This window comes from Halomonas sp. I5-271120 (assembly GCF_030553075.1).
GTDB classification, from domain to species: Bacteria; Pseudomonadota; Gammaproteobacteria; order Pseudomonadales; family Halomonadaceae; genus Onishia; species Onishia taeanensis_A.
The window spans coordinates 195,970-213,988 of the sequence record NZ_CP130701.1; the positions used below are offsets into that span (position 1 = coordinate 195,970).

13 protein-coding genes, 2 tRNA genes and 3 rRNA genes are annotated in these 18,019 nt (G+C 59.6%); 6 read left to right on the forward strand and 12 right to left on the reverse strand.

Features of this window, described 5'->3' with window-relative positions; genetic code table 11:
- Both Q2K57_RS00890 and Q2K57_RS00895 read left to right on the forward strand, forming a co-directional pair.
- Window positions 1-864: a TatD family hydrolase gene (locus Q2K57_RS00890; protein WP_112054965.1), complete on the forward strand. Its 864-nt coding sequence runs from the start codon at window positions 1-3 to the stop codon at window positions 862-864.
- 53 nt (window positions 865-917) lie between these two features.
- On the forward strand, window positions 918-1,448 hold the full coding sequence (locus tag Q2K57_RS00895) for a hypothetical protein (protein ID WP_112054966.1): 531 nt from the start codon (window positions 918-920) through the stop codon (window positions 1,446-1,448).
- A 53-nt stretch (window positions 1,449-1,501) separates the two neighbouring features.
- On the opposite strand, the gene Q2K57_RS00900 is transcribed toward Q2K57_RS00895, so the two are convergent.
- Window positions 1,502-2,068, reverse strand: a complete 567-nt coding sequence (locus Q2K57_RS00900; RefSeq protein ID WP_112054967.1) for an elongation factor P hydroxylase — start codon at window positions 2,066-2,068, stop codon at window positions 1,502-1,504.
- Between the two features lie 194 nt (window positions 2,069-2,262).
- Between Q2K57_RS00900 and Q2K57_RS00905 the strand changes: the two genes are divergently transcribed.
- The 3 genes from Q2K57_RS00905 to Q2K57_RS00915 all read left to right on the forward strand — a co-directional run bounded on the left by Q2K57_RS00905 (window position 2,263) and on the right by Q2K57_RS00915 (window position 5,509).
- The gene (locus Q2K57_RS00905) at window positions 2,263-3,654 is read left to right on the forward strand and encodes an MATE family efflux transporter (protein WP_112054989.1); all 1,392 of its coding nucleotides are present in this window, start codon (window positions 2,263-2,265) and stop codon (window positions 3,652-3,654) included.
- 64 nt (window positions 3,655-3,718) lie between these two features.
- Window positions 3,719-4,732 carry a DUF3080 domain-containing protein gene (locus Q2K57_RS00910; protein ID WP_258396231.1) on the forward strand — a complete coding sequence of 338 codons (1,014 nt, stop codon included), beginning with the start codon at window positions 3,719-3,721 and terminating at the stop codon, window positions 4,730-4,732.
- Between the two features lie 87 nt (window positions 4,733-4,819).
- Entirely contained in the window at window positions 4,820-5,509 is a 690-nt protein-coding gene (locus tag Q2K57_RS00915) for a hypothetical protein (RefSeq protein ID WP_112054969.1), read from the forward strand.
- 21 nt (window positions 5,510-5,530) lie between these two features.
- Here the strand turns inward: Q2K57_RS00915 and tusA are convergent, their stop codons facing one another.
- Window positions 5,531-5,782 (reverse strand): sulfurtransferase TusA, encoded by a 252-nt coding sequence (tusA, locus tag Q2K57_RS00920; RefSeq protein ID WP_112054970.1) that lies wholly within the window; start codon window positions 5,780-5,782, stop codon window positions 5,531-5,533.
- Between the two features lie 87 nt (window positions 5,783-5,869).
- On the opposite strand from tusA, the gene Q2K57_RS00925 reads away from it, so the two are divergent.
- A complete protein-coding gene (locus Q2K57_RS00925; RefSeq protein WP_112054971.1) occupies window positions 5,870-6,154 on the forward strand; it encodes an antibiotic biosynthesis monooxygenase in 285 nt (94 codons plus the stop codon).
- A gap of 145 nt (window positions 6,155-6,299) precedes the next feature.
- Here Q2K57_RS00925 and rlmM read toward each other — a convergent pair whose 3' ends face one another.
- The 10 genes from rlmM to prpD all read right to left on the reverse strand — a co-directional run bounded on the left by rlmM (window position 6,300) and on the right by prpD (window position 17,908).
- Window positions 6,300-7,367 carry a 23S rRNA (cytidine(2498)-2'-O)-methyltransferase RlmM gene (gene rlmM, locus Q2K57_RS00930; protein ID WP_112054972.1) on the reverse strand — a complete coding sequence of 356 codons (1,068 nt, stop codon included), beginning with the start codon at window positions 7,365-7,367 and terminating at the stop codon, window positions 6,300-6,302.
- Between the two features lie 322 nt (window positions 7,368-7,689).
- Complete coding sequence (locus Q2K57_RS00935; protein WP_304525928.1) at window positions 7,690-9,219, reverse strand: IS66 family transposase; 1,530 nt, start codon at window positions 9,217-9,219, stop codon at window positions 7,690-7,692.
- Window positions 9,220-9,311: 92 nt separating this feature from the next.
- Window positions 9,312-9,647 carry an IS66 family insertion sequence element accessory protein TnpB gene (tnpB, locus tag Q2K57_RS00940; RefSeq protein ID WP_304524918.1) on the reverse strand — a complete coding sequence of 112 codons (336 nt, stop codon included), beginning with the start codon at window positions 9,645-9,647 and terminating at the stop codon, window positions 9,312-9,314.
- Entirely contained in the window at window positions 9,644-10,012 is a 369-nt protein-coding gene (locus Q2K57_RS00945) for a transposase (RefSeq protein ID WP_304525929.1), read from the reverse strand. Before Q2K57_RS00945 ends, tnpB begins: the two co-directional genes overlap by 4 nt.
- 179 nt (window positions 10,013-10,191) lie before the next feature.
- A 5S ribosomal RNA gene (gene rrf / locus Q2K57_RS00950) occupies window positions 10,192-10,307 on the reverse strand.
- A 126-nt stretch (window positions 10,308-10,433) separates the two neighbouring features.
- A 23S ribosomal RNA gene (locus Q2K57_RS00955) occupies window positions 10,434-13,319 on the reverse strand.
- Window positions 13,320-13,534: 215 nt separating this feature from the next.
- Window positions 13,535-13,610: transfer RNA gene (locus Q2K57_RS00960), tRNA-Ala, on the reverse strand.
- A gap of 107 nt (window positions 13,611-13,717) precedes the next feature.
- Window positions 13,718-13,794: transfer RNA gene (locus Q2K57_RS00965), tRNA-Ile, on the reverse strand.
- A 198-nt stretch (window positions 13,795-13,992) separates the two neighbouring features.
- A 16S ribosomal RNA gene (locus Q2K57_RS00970) occupies window positions 13,993-15,533 on the reverse strand.
- Together the 16S, 23S and 5S rRNA genes with 2 tRNA genes alongside form the textbook arrangement of a ribosomal RNA operon.
- Before the next feature lie 890 nt (window positions 15,534-16,423).
- Complete coding sequence (prpD, locus tag Q2K57_RS00975) at window positions 16,424-17,908, reverse strand: 2-methylcitrate dehydratase (RefSeq protein WP_112054407.1); 1,485 nt, start codon at window positions 17,906-17,908, stop codon at window positions 16,424-16,426.
- Between the last annotated feature and the right edge of the window lie 111 nt (window positions 17,909-18,019).

Below are 18,019 nucleotides of genomic sequence, written 5' to 3' on the forward strand. Positions count from 1 at the left end.
TTGGCCGAACCAACCGCCACCTTCGACGATGTACTGCCCGAGGCGCTGCGCTTTCGCTCCCCGGCCCCGCTGGTGGACATCGGCGCCAACCTCACCCACGAGAGCTTCGGTCGCGACCTCGAGGCGGTGATTCATCGCGCACGTGCCGCCCATGTCGACACCCTGATTCTTACCGGCACCGACCGCGAGCATGCCGAACAGGCAGTAGCGATGGCCCGTCAACATCCGGGGCTTTACGCCACCGCCGGCGTGCACCCCCATGATGCCAGCGGCTGGAACCCGGAGCTTGCTCGCGCCATGGCAGCGCTTCACCGAGAGCCTGAGGTGGTCGCCGTCGGCGAGTGTGGGCTCGACTTCAACCGCAATTTCTCCACGCCCACCGAGCAGGAGCGCGCCTTCGAGGCACAGCTGGGGCTTGCCGCCGAGTCCGGCCTGCCCGTCTTTATCCACGAGCGCGATGCGGGTCGGCGCATGCTGGAGATACTGCACGCCTGGCGCGATGACGTGAGCCAGGCAGTGGTGCACTGCTTCACCGGCGAGCGCGAAACGCTGTATGGCTATCGCGACCTGGACCTGCACATCGGCCTCACCGGCTGGCTTTGCGACGAGCGCCGCGGCCATCATCTGCGCGATCTGGTCAGCGAGATCCCCCTCGACCGGCTAATGGTCGAGACCGACTGCCCCTATCTCTTGCCGCGCAACCTGCCGGCCAAGCTCAAGGGGCGTCGACACGAACCGGCCCTCTTGCCATGGATCGTGCGCGAGATCGCCCACTGGCGCGACCTCGACGAACAGGCACTGGCCGAGGCGACAACCGCCACGGCGCGCGCTTTCTTCCGCTTGCCTGACGGCACGGCCGACTGACGCCAACGACACATACTGACTGCAGACACCACCTTCAGAAGAGGATTCCTGACATGGCCGATGTTCCCGGCTTCATTGCCGTTGAGACCGGTGAAGAAGGCGGCTTGCCGCTGGCGATCGCCTGGTCGCTGAACGATGGGCGCATCAAGCACACCCTGATCCAGCCCGATACTGACTGGCTGGACGATGACATGGTCGCGCTGGGCGACTACAGCCAGGAAGAGCTGGAAAGCCTGGGCATCAGCCCGCTGGACGTGATCCGGGAGCTCGAGACCGATCACTTCAACGCCACCCTGTATACGGCTGGCGTCAGCGATGACGAGGCGGCGCTATCGCGGCTGTTCGAGACGTTCGGCCTCGACCCCTTCGTCGAGATGGCCCCCGCCGAGTCGCTCTATCCGGACCTGGACGCTGGCGAATGGTCACGGGAGCGCGGCATGCTGTTTGCCGAACAGGGCCTGGAGCCCATGCGCCCGGAACAGGAAGTCGAAGTCATGCTGATGCTGCATCGCCGGCTTGTACTCGGTGAGGACACCGAATTCGGCCATGACGGCAGTCACGACATCGACCTAGAAGAAGATTAAGGCAAGCGTAAGTCGGCAAAGCACACGCCGACCGCAATGTTAGGCCAACACTGCTAGGCCGGGACGGGCGCACAGGGCGCCGCGAGCCTACGCCGCCCAAGACTGACCGCCGCCGAGAGCGGCTGCCCTTCCCGGTAGAAAGCCTGCAGGGCGTCACGAAAAGCCTGGGCGCGCTCGGGCAGGCCATCGGCCTCGACCCGAGCCGCACGGGCTTCTACCCGAGCGCGAAACCCTTCCCGATCGACCTCCACCTCGCCCAGATTATCGACGCTGACATTGAAGGGCAGCCCACAGGCTCTGGAGAACAATAGCTCCAAGGACTGGGGGGCGACCTCCACGGCCTCGAAGGATGCCTGCTGTTCAGCATCCCGACCGTCGGGCAGGTACCAGTAACCGTAATCCTCGAGCGTGCGACGTCGCGCCCCGGCGATGCACCAGTGACTGACTTCGTGCAGCACGCTTGCAAAGAACCCGCGCGCGAAGATCACGCGATGATGATCGCAGTCGGCATCCGCAGGCAGGTAGAGCGGCTCGTCACCGCCCCGCACCAGGCGGGTCTGATAGGTGGAGTGAAACAGGCCATCGAACAGGGCGATGACGTCCTCGAGACGATGGGTCACGGCATCTCCGGGTAGCGAAATGACGGGACGGAGTATAAGGGCATCGCAGCCAAGCGAAAACCATCTCCGCTTGCTAGACTACGGCTCCGGTCTGCCCCTGGAAGGGCCAGCCTTGCCGCGTTCGAAAGGAGTCTTCGTTGTCGTCGTCATCCCTCTCCCCGCTGTCCCAGTGGTACAAGCAGACTCGCCTGTTGATGGGCCTGGCCTTGCCGATCTGTGGCGCCCAGCTCGCTCAGGCCGGCATGAGCACCGTCGATGTGATCATGACCGGTCGGCTCAGTGCGACCGACCTGGCCGCCGTGTCGGTGGGCTCGAGTCTGTGGCTGCCGCTGATGCTGTTCATGGCCGGCACGCTGATGGGACTGACGCCGATCGTCGCCCAGCTGCTCGGCGCCGAACGCACGGTGACGATCCGCTCCCGCGTCCATCAGGCGCTGTGGGTCGCCCTGGTAATGGGGGTGATTGTCGCTGTGCTGCTGCATCAGGCGGTGATGCCTATCTTCACTTGGATGAGTGTTCCTCCTGCTGTCGCCGAGCGCTCGTCGGCCTACCTGGCCGCCGTGGCCTTCGGCATGCCCGGCTCGGCGCTTTTCATGGCACTGCGGGCCTTTTCCGATGGCATGAACCATACTCGCCCGGCGCTCTGGATCAGCCTCTTAGGCCTCGCCGTGAACATCCCCTTCAACTATCTGCTGATCCATGGCGGCCCAGGCCTGGTCGGGCTGTTCGGTGAGCAACTGCCAGCGACCATCAAGGCACTGCCGGCGCTGGGTGCCCTCGGGTGCGGCATCGCCACGGCGATCTCGATGTGGGCCATGGCGCTGGCCATGCTGCTTTATACCCGCCAGAGCCGCGCCTATGGCTCGGTCGCCCTGTGGCAGTCGCTCACCAGACCGCACATCGAGCAAATCCGTGAACTGCTGGTCGTCGGCGTACCGATCGGCGTATCGATTTTCGTCGAGGTCACGCTCTTCACCCTGATCGCGCTGTTCATCGCCAGTCTTGGCGAGGTGGTCGTCTCGGCTCACCAGGTAGCCCTCAACGTCACCTCGCTGCTGTTCATGCTGCCGCTGTCGCTGGGCATGGCATTGACGGTGCGGGTCGGTAACACCCTGGGGACCGGCAACCTGGCCACGGCCCGCTTCGTGGCCTGGCACGGCATCGCCCTGAGCCTTGTGATCGCGCTGTTTAACAATCTGATTCTGTGGTTCGCCGCAGAACCCGTGCTGGCCCTGTACACTCATAACACCGAGGTGCAGCAGGTCGCCCTGTCGCTGATCGGCCTGGCGATGCTCTATCAGATTTCCGACTCTCTGCAGGTCAACATGGCCGGCGCGCTGCGCGGCTACAAGGACACCCGGATCATCATGATCATCACGCTGATCGCCTATTGGCTGGTCGGATTGGGCGGGGGCCATATGCTCGGTATTGGTGCCCTGCCCGGCCTTGCGGCCCCGCTCGGCGTTCATGGCTACTGGATTGGCCTGGTGGCCGGCCTGACGGTCGCGGCGGTGCTACTGGGCATCAGACTCCATACCATCAGCAAGGCGGTGAGCAATGGAGAACGCACGATTCAGACCAGCTAGTAGCCGTGAGCCCAACCGAGGATCATGGCTCGCTACCAGGCGCCTGATGCGGCTCGGACTGATCATGGCTGTCACCCTGACGCTCACCGGCTGCGAACGCGGCACTGAGGTCAATGCGCTGTTCACGGACTATCAGCAGCGCCTGGCAGCCGCCCTGGAGGTCGATCCACCGGCCTCGGCCTCGCCCGCCAATATCGCGGCCTTTCCCGAAGACGACGCCCGACTGTTCGATATCCCCGACATCCGCGAGGGTATGCTCGATATCTACGCCCTTCGCGAGTGCCAGATCGCCGCACTGGTCGCCAATCGCAACAACCAGCTCGGCAAGGTGGCGGCACCCAGCCAGCACTGGCTGTATGAGCTCAAGCTTTGGCGGCGACTTGAGGCCTGTCGTCATTCGGCGGTGGCCAAGCGGCTGGACGAAGAGGACAGGCAGCGCCTGGAACGCCTGGCGCGCACCAAGGCCGAACAGATGCCGATGGCCAGTTGGAACGCCCTATTCGGGTCTGAAGAGTGGACCGGTAGCTTCTCTCGGGCCAGTGGTCCACTCCCGCCCGATGCGCTGACGCGTCCTGATGATGCACTGGCGGCCCTGGCCTACCTGCGTACCATGACCGCCCGGCAGTTGGACCCTGACTGGCAACCGGACTCCTCTACCCTCGAGCAGCACCTCAAGGCACTGCGTGAAGAGCCCCTGAGCGCCCAGGTATTGCGTAGCCTCCAGCTGGCCACCCTGCGTCTGGAGGAAGCCAACCGATTATTCGACGCCGCTGACACCGAGTCCTCTTGCCCCCTGGCAGACGCCGGACGCTTGCCTGCGCTGCGCACCCAAGTGGATGACGAACTGCGCCCCTATCTCGAGGGCCTGACGCGGCTGGCCGGCAGTTGGCTCGGCGCCGTGGAGACTCTGCTCAACGTTCAGCAGGTCTCCCGCGAGGCAATCGATGACTACCGCCACAACTGGCTGTCACTGGACAATCCTGAGGCCCCCTGGCAACGCTTTCTCAACGCCCGGGAGGCCCATCGCCAGCACTGGCAACGACTCATGCGGCGCTGCAGCACCGACGAAGAGCCTTAAGGAAGGCTTAACTTTCATACACTGACTGTGCTAATAGTGAATCTAGGCTAGTCAAATGCCGTGATGACGCGCTTAAGGAGGGTTGTGATGGGAATTCCGATGTCCCGCCCCGCTCAGGTCATCGACCTGGACACCATGCGAAAGCGGCAACGCGCCAAGAAACGGCTAGTCCGGTTGTCCCCGGAACTGGATGGGCTGGAAATGCTCTATCATCTGGCCTCTGACCCGGAAACGCTCTATGGCATGCCATTGCTTGCCTGGGGCATGCGTGAGGATGGAGAAGTCGTCGGCCTGGTGCCCTGGATGGAGGCACTGACGCCTTGTCATCAGCTGGATGACCCACAGTTTGGTCACTTCGTCGGCTACCGAGACCCGGAAACCGATGAGGTCTTCCACAGTGCTCCCGACCACAAGGTCTTCGAGCTAGAGCATGCCGCCGCCTACTTCGACTACGAGGAAACCTTCGAGTCGACCTTGATCCAGCAGCTGCCAGACATTCTCGGCACCCATGCCCTGTGCATGGATAGTGAGGATGAGCCCTGGCAGCTCAAACAGGTCTTCGGCTGGCGGCTCTACAACAATGGCGAAATCGAGGCCCTGCTGGTCGACGAAGACCTCATTGAGTCAACGCCGGTGGTGTCCGGTGACGCCTGCCTGTACCCCGGCCACAGCCGACATCAGGTGGTGTACTTCTTTCAGCGAGTGATAGCCAACCGGATCAAGCAGGAGGACCCGGCGACTCTCGAGGCCCTGGCCCTGATGATCAGCAACGAATAAGGCGGCACCTGCTCGAGGACGTCAGCCGAGGCGAATCAGATACAGGTAGGTCTCTTCGCCCTCATGCTGGTAGATCAGCTCGTGGCCCAGAAAGCTGCAGAACTTCGGGATATCGCGGGTCGTCGCTGGATCGGTAGCGACCACCTTGAGAATCTCGCCCTGCGTCATGTCCCGCACCTTGTTGTGCATCAACATGATCGGCTCGGGACAGTAAAGGCCACAGGTATCCAGTTCGGCATCGTGATCTGGCAGGTCATCAGCGTAATCGGCCATCGGCTTCTCGATTGGGTTGCGGGTAAAGGACTATTTGCGGTTCAGGAGTAAGTCACGTGTGACGATTGCGGGCGATGGAGCAGCACCATGATAAAAGTACTCATCAGGCGGCGCATCATGCCCGGGCTCGAGGAAGAGTACGACCAAGCGGCGCGCAGCGCCATGAGAGCCTCAATCAATGCCAGCGGCTTCATTGCCGGTGAGAGCCTGTGCGAGCGCCACCACCCTGACCGACGCCTGCTGATTACCCAGTGGCGAGATCTGGCCGCCTGGAAGACATGGCAACAGGGGCCAGAGCGGGAGCGCGTCATGCAGCACGTCCTGCCGCTGCTGGTCGAGGATGAAGAAATCAATCTTTACGAGCACTGCTGATAACGTCCGGACCACAGTGCCCTTTCGGGCCATGGCCTGAATGAAGCCACCTGCTATCCCGAGTCTTGAGGTTAGCCGCTCACCGTCACCTTGATGCTAAACGTACTGGCCTGATCAGTGCCGAGACTGGCCGTGGTTGAGCTGACTAGTGCTCCAACCGCACATGGACCGTGACTTCTTCACGGTCATGGTACAGGTGGTGACAGCGAATCTCGGCGGCGACGCCCGCTCGCTTGAGCTGATCATCCAAGCGAGCCAGACACCGCGCGACCTCAGCCCACCGCTGCTTCATCGGCAGCTTGAGATTGAAGACTGCCTCGCGACACCAGCGCTTGACCAACCACCGCTCCACCATTTCCACGACGCGAATCGGCTTGTCGACGATGTCGCAGACCAACCAGTCGAGGCGATTGGGCGGCGTCCAGGTAAAGCCGTCTTCGCGCAGGTGATCGACCTGGCCGGTGGCCATCAGCCCCTTGTCCATGGGACCGTTATCGATCGCATAAACATACATGCCCTGATGCACCAGCTGCCAGGTCCAGCCACCGGGCGCCGCGCCCAGATCGGCGGCCTGCATGCCCTCGCCCAGGCGCATCTCCCACTCATCACGCGGGACGAAGACGTGCCAGGCTTCTTCGAGCTTGAGGGTCGAGCGACTCGGTGCATTTCTGGGGAAGCGTAGACGCAGGATCCCGCCCAGCCGCTCACTGCGATTACCCGGAAAGCTCATGCCGAGCTGCACAGAGTCACCGGCCGTCCAGTAGAGATGCAGCCGCCGACCGCCGGCCTTGCGCCGCAGGGCTCCGCGTTTCTTCAGGATGGACTCGAGGGGACGTGTCAGCGCCTTGATCAATCCACTCAAGGCCTTGCCGTCATTGGTGTCAGGCGTTTCCTGCCAAAGGCTCTCGAAGCTCCAGCCACTGGCCACCACCTGCTCAATGATCGGTGTCAGGCGGTCATCCCGAGAAAGACCTTCAAGCGCAGGAAGAGCCACCAGGCTCTGACGGGCAAACACCAGGGACGCCAGCGGCAAGTCACGGTGCAGGGCATTGGCCGGCTCGTCACCGGTAAGCATGAAGCTCACGAAGCCGCTGTTCGGCGTCGCCTGGGGGTAACCTGACCACCCGAGCTGAGCGGCCTTGTCGGTAACTTCGGCGCTGAGATCGTTCTCAAAGCCCGGGCGGCAATAGAGCAGCAACTGCTGGGGAATCATGTGACCTCTCCTGTGAAGGGGCGCTAGTCTAGCCGTCGTCAGACCCGCTCACAAGTCGGGTCCCGCCATGCTACCCCAGCTAATGGCAGGATGACTGGCCGCTTAGCACGCCGCCATGTCTTACCGCCCATGCCCTTTTCAACCTTCCCGCTCCATATCCTGAGCCAAGCCCTGCTAGACAGTACCGATTTACTGCGAACGAGGGCTTCGATGTCCTCCAACGGCAGGCTTGAACCAGAGACACTCTTGGACCGGAGACACGAATAGGCTGACTGCCCTTTCATCTCAGCGTAAGCGTTCGCCAAACACCGCTTGTCAGTGATCAGACGTTGTGCTGCCAGTGATGGGGCAGAAGCTCGTGGATCTGGCTGGCCTTGTGTGTCGGTAGCCGTTCCAGCACGTCCTTCAGGTAGGCATAGGGCTCGTGGCCGTTGAGCTTGGCGCACTGGATCAAGCTCATGATGGTAGCGGCGCGCTGGCCACTGCGCAGTGACCCGGCGAATAGCCAGTTGCTGCGGCCCAGCGCCCAAGGGCGGATCAGGTTCTCGACCCGGTTGTTATCGATAGGTAGTCGGCCGTCATCCAGATAGCGCGTCAACGCCGCCCAACGCTTCAGGCTGTAGTCCAGCGCTTTCGCCGTCGCCGAACCATTCGGCACCTTTTCTCGGTGGGCCAGCATCCAGCGGTGCAGCGTGTCGGCGAGAGGTCTGGCTCGAGTGTCGCGTAACCGCTGGCGTTCTTCCTCGGTCAATGGCTGGGCCTCGCGCTCTAGTTGGTAGAGCTGGCCGATCAGCTCGATGGCCTGCTCGGCGATCTGGCTCTTGCCGGCTACATGCAGATCAACGAACTTGCGCCGCGCATGAGCCATGCAGCCGATCTCGGTGACGCCGTTGGCGAAGCTTTGCTTGTAGCCGCTGTAGTCGTCGCAGACCAGCTTGCCCCGCCACTCGCCGAGGAAGTCGCGGGCATGCTGACCACTGCGTCCCTCGCTGAAGTCGTAGACGACGGCCTTCAGGCCGGCGTAGGGCGTGGTGGCGTAAGCCCAAAGGTAGGCGCGATGTGTCTTCTTCTTGCCCGGGGCCAGCATCGGCACCGGCGTCTCGTCGGCATGCAGCACCGGCTCACTGAGCAGCAGCTTACGTAGGGCATCGATCAGCGGCTGAAGCCGCACGCCGCAGATGCCGACCCACTCGGCCAGAGTGGAGCGCGGAATCGCCACGCCGGCACGGGAGAAGATCTGCTCCTGGCGATACAGTGGGAGGTGATCGGCGTACTTGGCGATCAGCACCTGGGCCAGCAGACCGGCGGTGGGGATGCCCTTGTCGATGATCTGCGCCGGCATCGGCGCCTGGGTCAGTGTCTCGCAGTGATCACAGACCCACTTGCCACGGATATGGCGCTCGACATGGAATACGCCCGGCGTGTAGTCGAGCTTCTCGCTGACCTCCTCGCCGATCCGCCGCAGCTGACAACCACACGGGCAGTGATCATTCTCTGGGTCATGGTGAATCTCGGTGCGCGGCAGTTCGGGAGGCAAAGAGGCGCGCTTGGGCGTCTTCTTGGGCGCCGATGACGCATCGGTCGTGACCAGGTCTTCCAACTCAGTCTCGATGGCGGCGATGTCGGCATCCACCCCATCCTCCAGCAGACTGATCTGCAGAACGTTGAGCTGCTCGCTGCGCTTGCCGAAGGCGTGGCGCTTGAGCAGCGCCAGTTCATAGGTCAGCTTCTGATTGACCTGCTCGCTGTGGCGGAGCGCTTTATCCTTTTCCTCGACCTGCGTCATCAGCGTTGCCGCCAGGTGGCGGAGCTGATCGGGAGAGAGCTGAGACAGGTCGGGAGGCATGTTCATTCGCTGAGTATGCCAACCTGCCGTGGGGAGTGGGATTGGCACTTCAGCGAATAGCGAGCCGGGAGATTCTGTGCCTTATCTGGCTCGGTATGTCAGACCACCGAGATCACGCCACCGGCGCCGAGACGTTGCCAGGGTAGGCCCTGAACCAGCGCCGTGACCTGCTCTGGGCAGAGCTCGACGCGATCGCCGTGCCGGTGGCTGGCCCAGTGGAACTTGCCCTGGTTCAGACGCCGGGCGCACAGCCAGATGCCCAGGCCATCGTGAACCAGCACCTTCATACGGTTGCCGCGCCGGTTGGCGAACAGATAGGCACAGTGCGGTCGGGCGGCACCGAAGACCTTCACCACCCGGGCCAGTGCCGTATCCGGTCCGGCGCGCATATCCAACGGCTCCGTCGCCAACCAGATCTCGTCGATGCGGATCATGCGAGCAGCTCTCGGATCAGAGATCGACACGCGTCGGCCTCCGAGGCAGGCCACTCGATGACCATCGGGCCGTTGGGGTGCGGGATCGTGAGGCGAATACGGTCCGTCACCTGATTTTGGCGAGCGACCGGTAATGAGGCACTGGCCATGGGCACCGGCACAAACGCCGGTGCTTCTGGCGCGGCAGTCCGCTGGCGGGCGGCGCGGATCCACTTGTGGACCAAGTTGGCATTCAGGCTGTGCTCCAGGGCAACCCCGGCCACGGAGGCACCCGATTGCTGGCAGGCCTCAACGATTCTTGCCTTGAACGCGGTGGTGAAGCGACGACGCTTCCGAGGGGCTTCCGGCACGCTTAAGTCAGTCATGGTAGGTGTCCACTTATTAATAGGTGGGCACCTACTGTGATGGAATTCAGGTACTTTCGGCAGATGGGTTCACCGGGCGGTTACATCTCAGCCCCGGAGTCGGCGATCCATACAAGACCCACCGCCCAGACATGAAAAAACCCCGGCCTGTTAAGGACCGGGGTTTTCTCTAAATAAGTGCCTGACGATGACCTACTCTCGCATGGAGAAACTCCACACTACCATCGGCGCTAAGCGGTTTCACTTCCGAGTTCGGCATGGGATCGGGTGGTTCACGCTCGCTATGGTCGTCAGGCGAAACGGGTTGATGAGACACCTTGGCGGCTCATCGCAATATGAAATCATGCTGACGTGATCGTCTCTTGTTACTGCTCGCGTATCCGTCAATTGTGCGCGTCATGCGCAGACCCCTTGGGGTTATATGGTCAAGCCTCACGGGCCATTAGTACACGTTAGCTCAACGCCTTGCAGCGCTTCCACACCGTGCCTATCAACCAGCTCGTCTTGCTGGGCCCTTCAGGAGGCTTATGCCTCAGGGAAGTCTCATCTTGAAGGGGGCTTCCCGCTTAGATGCTTTCAGCGGTTATCCCGTCCGCACTTAGCTACCCGGCAATGCCACTGGCGTGACAACCGGAACACCAGAGGTGCGTCCACTCCGGTCCTCTCGTACTAGGAGCAGCACTTCTCAAACTTCCAACGCCCACGGCAGATAGGGACCGAACTGTCTCACGACGTTCTAAACCCAGCTCGCGTACCACTTTAAATGGCGAACAGCCATACCCTTGGGACCGACTTCAGCCCCAGGATGTGATGAGCCGACATCGAGGTGCCAAACACCGCCGTCGATGTGAACTCTTGGGCGGTATCAGCCTGTTATCCCCGGAGTACCTTTTATCCGTTGAGCGATGGCCCTTCCATACAGAACCACCGGATCACTAGAACCTACTTTCGTACCTGCTCGACGTGTCTGTCTCGCAGTTAAGCACCCTTATGCTCTTGCACTCAATGCACGATTTCCAACCGTGCTGAGGGTACCTTCGTGCTCCTCCGTTACTCTTTGGGAGGAGACCGCCCCAGTCAAACTACCCACCACACACTGTCCTCGATCCGGATAACGGACCGGAGTTAGAACGCCAATGATGCCAGGCTGGTATTTCAAGGTTGGCTCCACGATAGCTAGCGCCACCGTTTCCAAGCCTCCCAGCTATCCTACACAAGCAACATCAGCGTCCAGTGTGAAGCTATAGTAAAGGTTCACGGGGTCTTTCCGTCTAGCCGCGGGTACACAGCATCTTCACTGCGATTTCAATTTCACTGAGTCTCGGGTGGAGACAGCGTGGCCATCATTACGCCATTCGTGCAGGTCGGAACTTACCCGACAAGGAATTTCGCTACCTTAGGACCGTTATAGTTACGGCCGCCGTTTACCGGGGCTTCGATCAGGAGCTTCGCCGAAGCTAACACCATCAATTAACCTTCCGGCACCGGGCAGGCGTCACACCCTATACGTCCGCTTACGCGTTGGCAGAGTGCTGTGTTTTTAATAAACAGTTGCAGCCACCTGGTATCTTCGACCGCGTCAGGCTCGGGGAGCAAGTCCCTTCACCCTAATGCGGCGTGCCTTCTCCCGAAGTTACGGCACCATTTTGCCTAGTTCCTTCACCCGAGTTCTCTCAAGCGCCTTGGTATTCTCTACCTGACCACCTGTGTCGGTTTGGGGTACGGTTCCACAGTATCTGAAGCTTAGAGGCTTTTCCTGGAAGCGTGGCATCGATGACTTCCAGACCGTAGTCTGTTCGTCTCGTCTCTCGGCCTTGGGGTACCGGATTTACCTGATTCCCCAGCCTACTGACTTTCACCAGGACAACCAACGCCTGGCTCACCTAGCCTTCTTCGTCCCCCCATCGCAATACTGTGAAGTACGGGAATATTGACCCGTTTCCCATCGACTACGCCTTTCGGCCTCGCCTTAGGGGCCGACTCACTCTGCTCCGATTAGCGTCGAACAGAAACCCTTGGTCTTCCGGCGGGGGAGTTTTTCACTCCCCTTGTCGTTACTCATGTCAGCATTCGCACTCGTGATACCTCCAGCATGCTTCTCAACACACCTTCATCGGCTTACACGACGCTCCTCTACCGCTCGCCATTCGGCGAACCCGTAGCTTCGGTACCTGATTTAGCCCCGTTACATCTTCCGCGCAGGCCGACTCGACTAGTGAGCTATTACGCTTTCTTTAAAGGATGGCTGCTTCTAAGCCAACCTCCTAGCTGTCTGAGCCTTCCCACATCGTTTCCCACTTAATCAGGATTTTGGGACCTTAGCTGACGGTCTGGGTTGTTTCCCTTTTCACAACGGACGTTAGCACCCGCTGTGTGTCTCCCACGCTGCACTCACCGGTATTCGGAGTTTGCCTCGGGTTGGTAAGTCGGGATGACCCCCTAGCCGAAACAGTGCTCTACCCCCGGCGGTGATACGTGAGGCGCTACCTAAATAGCTTTCGAGGAGAACCAGCTATCTCCGGGCTTGATTAGCCTTTCACTCCGATCCACAAGTCATCCAAATCTTTTTCAACAGATCCTGGTTCGGTCCTCCAATTGATGTTACTCAATCTTCAACCTGCTCATGGATAGATCGCCCGGTTTCGGGTCTATTTCCAGCGACTGGTCGCCCAGTTAAGACTCGATTTCTCTACGCCTCCCCTATACGGTTAAGCTCGCCACTGAAAATAAGTCGCTGACCCATTATACAAAAGGTACGCGGTCACCGAACAAGTCGGCTCCCACTGCTTGTACGCATACGGTTTCAGGATCTATTTCACTCCCCTCTCCGGGGTTCTTTTCGCCTTTCCCTCACGGTACTGGTTCACTATCGGTCAGTCAGGAGTATTTAGCCTTGGAGGATGGTCCCCCCGTCTTCAGTCAAGGTTTCTCGTGCCCCGACCTACTCGATTTCACACCAATCAGATTTCGACTACGGGGCTATCACCCTGTATCGCGTGGTTTCCCAACCACTTCGTCTATCAGTCATGGTGCTTAAGGGCTGGTCCCCGTTCGCTCGCCGCTACTTGGGGAATCTCGGTTGATTTCTTTTCCTCAGGGTACTTAGATGTTTCAGTTCCCCTGGTTCGCCTCCCAACACCTATGTATTCAGTGTGGGATACCCAACTTACGTTGGGTGGGTTTCCCCATTCAGAAATGTCCGGGTCGCAGGTTGTTTGCCACCTCGCCGAACCTTATCGCAGGCTTCCACGTCTTTCATCGCCTCTGACTGCCTAGGCATCCACCGTATGCGCTTCATCGCTTGACCATATAACCCGAAAGGGTCTGATCCGCGATGACGCACGACAATTGCCGGATACGCTTGAGACGTATCACATGCCCTTTCCTGGGTAGGAAAGGGACTTTTGTCAGCATGATTCATATTGTTAAAGAGCGACTGTCGAACCGACAGTCACAAGCCCGACATCATCGTTTGTGATGATAGGCTTGTGACTGTGGACTCACAGATGACTGTTGGGATGATGGTGGAGCCTAGCGGGATCGAACCGCTGACCTCCTGCGTGCAAGGCAGGCGCTCTCCCAGCTGAGCTAAGGCCCCTCTGATTGCTCGACGCGACATGGAGAATTTTATTCGGATCAAGGCGCTTTGGTGCGACGTGTAGCTCGCTACACGAGTGCCGAAGCAACGCAGGACCGGATAAAATTTGGTGGGTCTGGGCAGACTCGAACTGCCGACCTCACCCTTATCAGGGGTGCGCTCTAACCAACTGAGCTACAGACCCAACACCTACTCTCTCACTGAGAAGAACGTGGCCGGCTTGCCGACCTCACCCTCCTTTCCATTTAAGGTCAGGGGGTGCGCTCTAACCAACTGAGCGAATACTCTAAGGTCACGCTGGGTCTTTACCCAAACAGTCTTATGCTCTGGCCGATCAGATAATTCATTGTGGACACTTGCCGCGAAGAGGCGAGTCGTCGATTAAGGAGGTGATCCAGCCGCAGGTTCCCCTACGGCTACCTTGTTACGACTTCACCCCAGTCATGAACCACACCGTGGTGATCGCTCCCCCGAAGGTTAAGCTAACCACTTCTGGTGCAGTCCACTCCCATGGTGTGACGGGCGGTGTGTACAAGGCCCGGGAACGTATTCACCGTGACATTCTGATTCACGATTACTAGCGATTCCGACTTCACGGAGTCGAGTTGCAGACTCCGATCCGAACTGAGGCCGGCTTTATGGGATTAGCTCCACGTCGCCGTCTTGCAACCCTTTGTACCGGCCATTGTAGCACGTGTGTAGCCCTACTCGTAAGGGCCATGATGACTTGACGTCATCCCCACCTTCCTCCGGTTTGTCACCGGCAGTCTCCTTAGAGTTCCCGACATTACTCGCTGGCAAATAAGGATAGGGGTTGCGCTCGTTACGGGACTTAACCCAACATTTCACAACACGAGCTGACGACAGCCATGCAGCACCTGTCTGTGCGTTCCCGAAGGCACCAATCCATCTCTGGAAAGTTCGCACGATGTCAAGAGTAGGTAAGGTTCTTCGCGTTGCATCGAATTAAACCACATGCTCCACCGCTTGTGCGGGCCCCCGTCAATTCATTTGAGTTTTAACCTTGCGGCCGTACTCCCCAGGCGGTCGACTTATTGCGTTAACTGCGCCACTAAGAACTCGAGGCTCCCAACGGCTAGTCGACATCGTTTACGGCGTGGACTACCAGGGTATCTAATCCTGTTTGCTACCCACGCTTTCGCACCTCAGTGTCAGTGTCAGTCCAGAAGGCCGCCTTCGCCACTGGTATTCCTCCCGATCTCTACGCATTTCACCGCTACACCGGGAATTCTACCTTCCTCTCCTGCACTCTAGCCTAACAGTTCCGGATGCAGTTCCCAGGTTGAGCCCGGGGCTTTCACAACCGGCTTATCAAGCCACCTACGCGCGCTTTACGCCCAGTAATTCCGATTAACGCTTGCACCCTCCGTATTACCGCGGCTGCTGGCACGGAGTTAGCCGGTGCTTCTTCTGCGAGTGATGTCCTTCCTGACAAGTATTAATCATCAGGCCTTCTTCCTCGCTGAAAGTGCTTTACAACCCGAAAGCCTTCTTCACACACGCGGCATGGCTGGATCAGGCTTTCGCCCATTGTCCAATATTCCCCACTGCTGCCTCCCGTAGGAGTCTGGGCCGTGTCTCAGTCCCAGTGTGGCTGATCATCCTCTCAGACCAGCTACGGATCGTCGCCTTGGTGAGCCATTACCTCACCAACAAGCTAATCCGACATAGGCTCATCCGATAGCGCAAGGTCCGAAGATCCCCTGCTTTCCCCCGTAGGGCGTATGCGGTATTAGCGTGAGTTTCCCCACGTTATCCCCCACTACCGGGCAGATTCCTATGCATTACTCACCCGTCCGCCGCTCGACGCCTCCTAGCAAGCTAGGATCGTTTCCGCTCGACTTGCATGTGTTAGGCCTGCCGCCAGCGTTCAATCTGAGCCATGATCAAACTCTTCAGTTTAAAATCATACGGTCTTACCTTTCCGAAGAAAGAAGCAGACCAAACTTGGCTCAAGGTTCAAACGTCTCAAAAAACGAAGCCGATATGGCTTGCTTTGACGAGTCGCTTGCCTTGAAGTATCGGTGACTGATCACCCCTTCATCGACAAGCGCCCACATGAATTATCTGATCGATTGTTAAAGAGCAGCTCCGAACTCTTAAGAGAGGAGCATCTCGCATTTGCCTGGCCGTTCGGCCGGCGCCCTGCGAGGAAGGCGTATTCTACTGAATCGGCAGTGAATGTCAACCCTTGCTGTTATTGCTCACTCTAGATGACCGAGTGAACCAGCGGCGAGTTGAGCGCCGATCGAGCGGAGGAGCATTCTACCGTTTCCGGCTGTTTTGTCAATGCCTTTCGATCAAACCTGATCGAAAAACCTTAACGAAAACAAGTGCTTCCAACACCCTACACCGCTTCCGACGTTTGCTCGTCGGCGGCAGCGGATGCGTACTTTACGGATTATCGCGGACCCACGCAAGGGCTTTTCGACCACTAACTTCAAAAACAGCCTGACACCCCTTAAAAGACCGCGTAACTGCCGCAAAAGCGTTTCCAATCCCTAACAGTAGTCCAGGCCTAGCGTCCCCACCAGATGGAAGATCAGTGCCAACCTAACAATGAGCCCCCTGCTACTCAGCATCCAGATATTGGCGGGCTTCTTTCATAGTAAAAGACGACATGATTAAAGAGCGGCATGCTTTCAACTCATCCAATCCGCTCATCCAACCAGCTTCAACTTCACTCATGCCCTCTTCTCGGCGGTAGATAGCTATCGCATAACTGGCATCGCCACCTGACTCAGGCGCCCTCCTCCATTTTGATCCGTATAGCGTGTGTGCAATCTAAAGGCTCAGATCACGAAAAGGTCTACGAAGCGATGAACCGGCGTGGCCTCGAGCAGAGCCTGGTCCTTGCACAAGGCAAAGATGTCGTTGCAGCGTCGCGGCGCGAAGCGGGTTGCCAGGTTGGCCTTGAACTTTTCCTCGAGCAGCGGGATACCCTCCTCACGACGCCGACGGTGACCGATCGGGTATTCAACGGCGACCTGCTCGGTCTTGCTGCCATCCTTGAAGAACACTTGGATGGCGTTGGCGATGGAGCGCTTGTCGGCCTCGAGATACTCGCGGGTATAGCGAGCGTCCTCGATGATCTCCATCTTGTCGCGCAGTTGGTCGATGATTGGGTGGTCGCGATGGAAGGCATCCTCATAGTGCTCGGCGGTCAGCCAGCCGAAGGCCAGCGGCACGGCGGTCATGTACTGCAGGCAGTGATCGCGGTCGGCCGGATTGGCGAGAGCCCCCACCTTGGAGATGATGCGAATCGCCGACTCATGGGTGGTAATCACGATCCTGTCGATCTCGTCGAGCCGATCCTTGACCTGCGGATGCAGGGTCACGGCGGCTTCGCAGGCGGTTTGGGCGTGAAACTCCGCCGGGAAGGATATCTTGAACAGCACGTTCTCCATCACATAGCTGCCATAGTCCTGGCTCAAGGAGAACTGGCGCTGACCCTCCGGCTTGATTTGCTGGTCCTTGTTGGTCTTTGCGAACAGCACATCATAGAAGCCCCACTGCGGCGCGCTGAGGACCCCGGGAATCCCCATCTCGCCGCGCATGGCGATATCGGCCAAGCGCACGGCACGGGAAGTCGCATCACCTGCGGCCCAGGACTTGCGCGAGCCGGCGTTCGGCGCATGACGATAGGTGCGCAGGCTCTGACCGTCGACGAAGGCATGCGACAGCGCCGACAGCAGCTGCTCACGATCGGCCCCCATCAGCTTGGCGATCACCGCAGTGGAGGCCACCTTGACCAGTACCACGTGGTCGAGCCCCACACGGTTGAAAGAGTTCTCCAACGCAATCACGCCCTGGATTTCGTGGGCCATGATCATGGCCTCGAGCACCTCGCGCATGGTCAGCGGCGTGCGATCATCGGCAACACGCTGCTGCGACAGATGGTCGGCGATGGCGAGAATCCCACCCAGATTATCTGAAGGATGCCCCCATTCGGCGGCCAGCCAGGTGTCGTTATAGTCGAGCCAGCGGATGACGCAGCCGATATCCCAGGCGGCCTTGACCGGATCAAGGCGGAAGGATGTGCCAGGCACCCGCGCGCCATGGGGCACTATCGTGCCCTCGACCAACGGCCCCAAATGCTTGGTGCATTCCGGAAAGCGCAGCGCCAGCAGGCCACAGCCCAGTGTATCCATCAGACAGTTGCGTGCCGTATCCAGGGCCTCGGCGCTGTCGATGCGATAGTCCAGGACGTAGTCGGCGATCCGTTGAAGCTCGCTGTCATAGTCCGGACGAACATTGGCTTCTGCGGTGGCATCCATGGCAGCTCCTCCTCATCAATGGCGGGTCAGAGATTATTGCCGGCCACTTCACTATAGGAAACGACACGCTATAAGAAACGAGAGGCTAGCGAAAAGGCGATACGCCGGACC

Excerpts from the sequence above, each read along its gene's own strand:
- Q2K57_RS00925 (WP_112054971.1), top strand. The coding sequence starts at position 5,870 with ATGATAAAAGTACTCATCAGGCGGCGCATCATGCCCGGGCTCGAGGAA.
- Q2K57_RS00935 (WP_304525928.1), bottom strand. The coding sequence starts at position 9,219 with ATGAACATGCCTCCCGACCTGTCTCAGCTCTCTCCCGATCAGCTCCGC.
- prpD (WP_112054407.1), bottom strand. The coding sequence starts at position 17,908 with ATGGATGCCACCGCAGAAGCCAATGTTCGTCCGGACTATGACAGCGAG.
- Q2K57_RS00915 (WP_112054969.1), top strand. The coding sequence starts at position 4,820 with ATGGGAATTCCGATGTCCCGCCCCGCTCAGGTCATCGACCTGGACACC.
- Q2K57_RS00910 (WP_258396231.1), top strand. The coding sequence starts at position 3,719 with ATGGCTGTCACCCTGACGCTCACCGGCTGCGAACGCGGCACTGAGGTC.
- Q2K57_RS00905 (WP_112054989.1), top strand. The coding sequence starts at position 2,263 with ATGGGCCTGGCCTTGCCGATCTGTGGCGCCCAGCTCGCTCAGGCCGGC.
- tusA (WP_112054970.1), bottom strand. The coding sequence starts at position 5,782 with ATGGCCGATTACGCTGATGACCTGCCAGATCACGATGCCGAACTGGAT.
- rlmM (WP_112054972.1), bottom strand. The coding sequence starts at position 7,367 with ATGATTCCCCAGCAGTTGCTGCTCTATTGCCGCCCGGGCTTTGAGAAC.
- Q2K57_RS00895 (WP_112054966.1), top strand. The coding sequence starts at position 918 with ATGGCCGATGTTCCCGGCTTCATTGCCGTTGAGACCGGTGAAGAAGGC.
- Q2K57_RS00945 (WP_304525929.1), bottom strand. The coding sequence starts at position 10,012 with ATGACTGACTTAAGCGTGCCGGAAGCCCCTCGGAAGCGTCGTCGCTTC.
- tnpB (WP_304524918.1), bottom strand. The coding sequence starts at position 9,647 with ATGATCCGCATCGACGAGATCTGGTTGGCGACGGAGCCGTTGGATATG.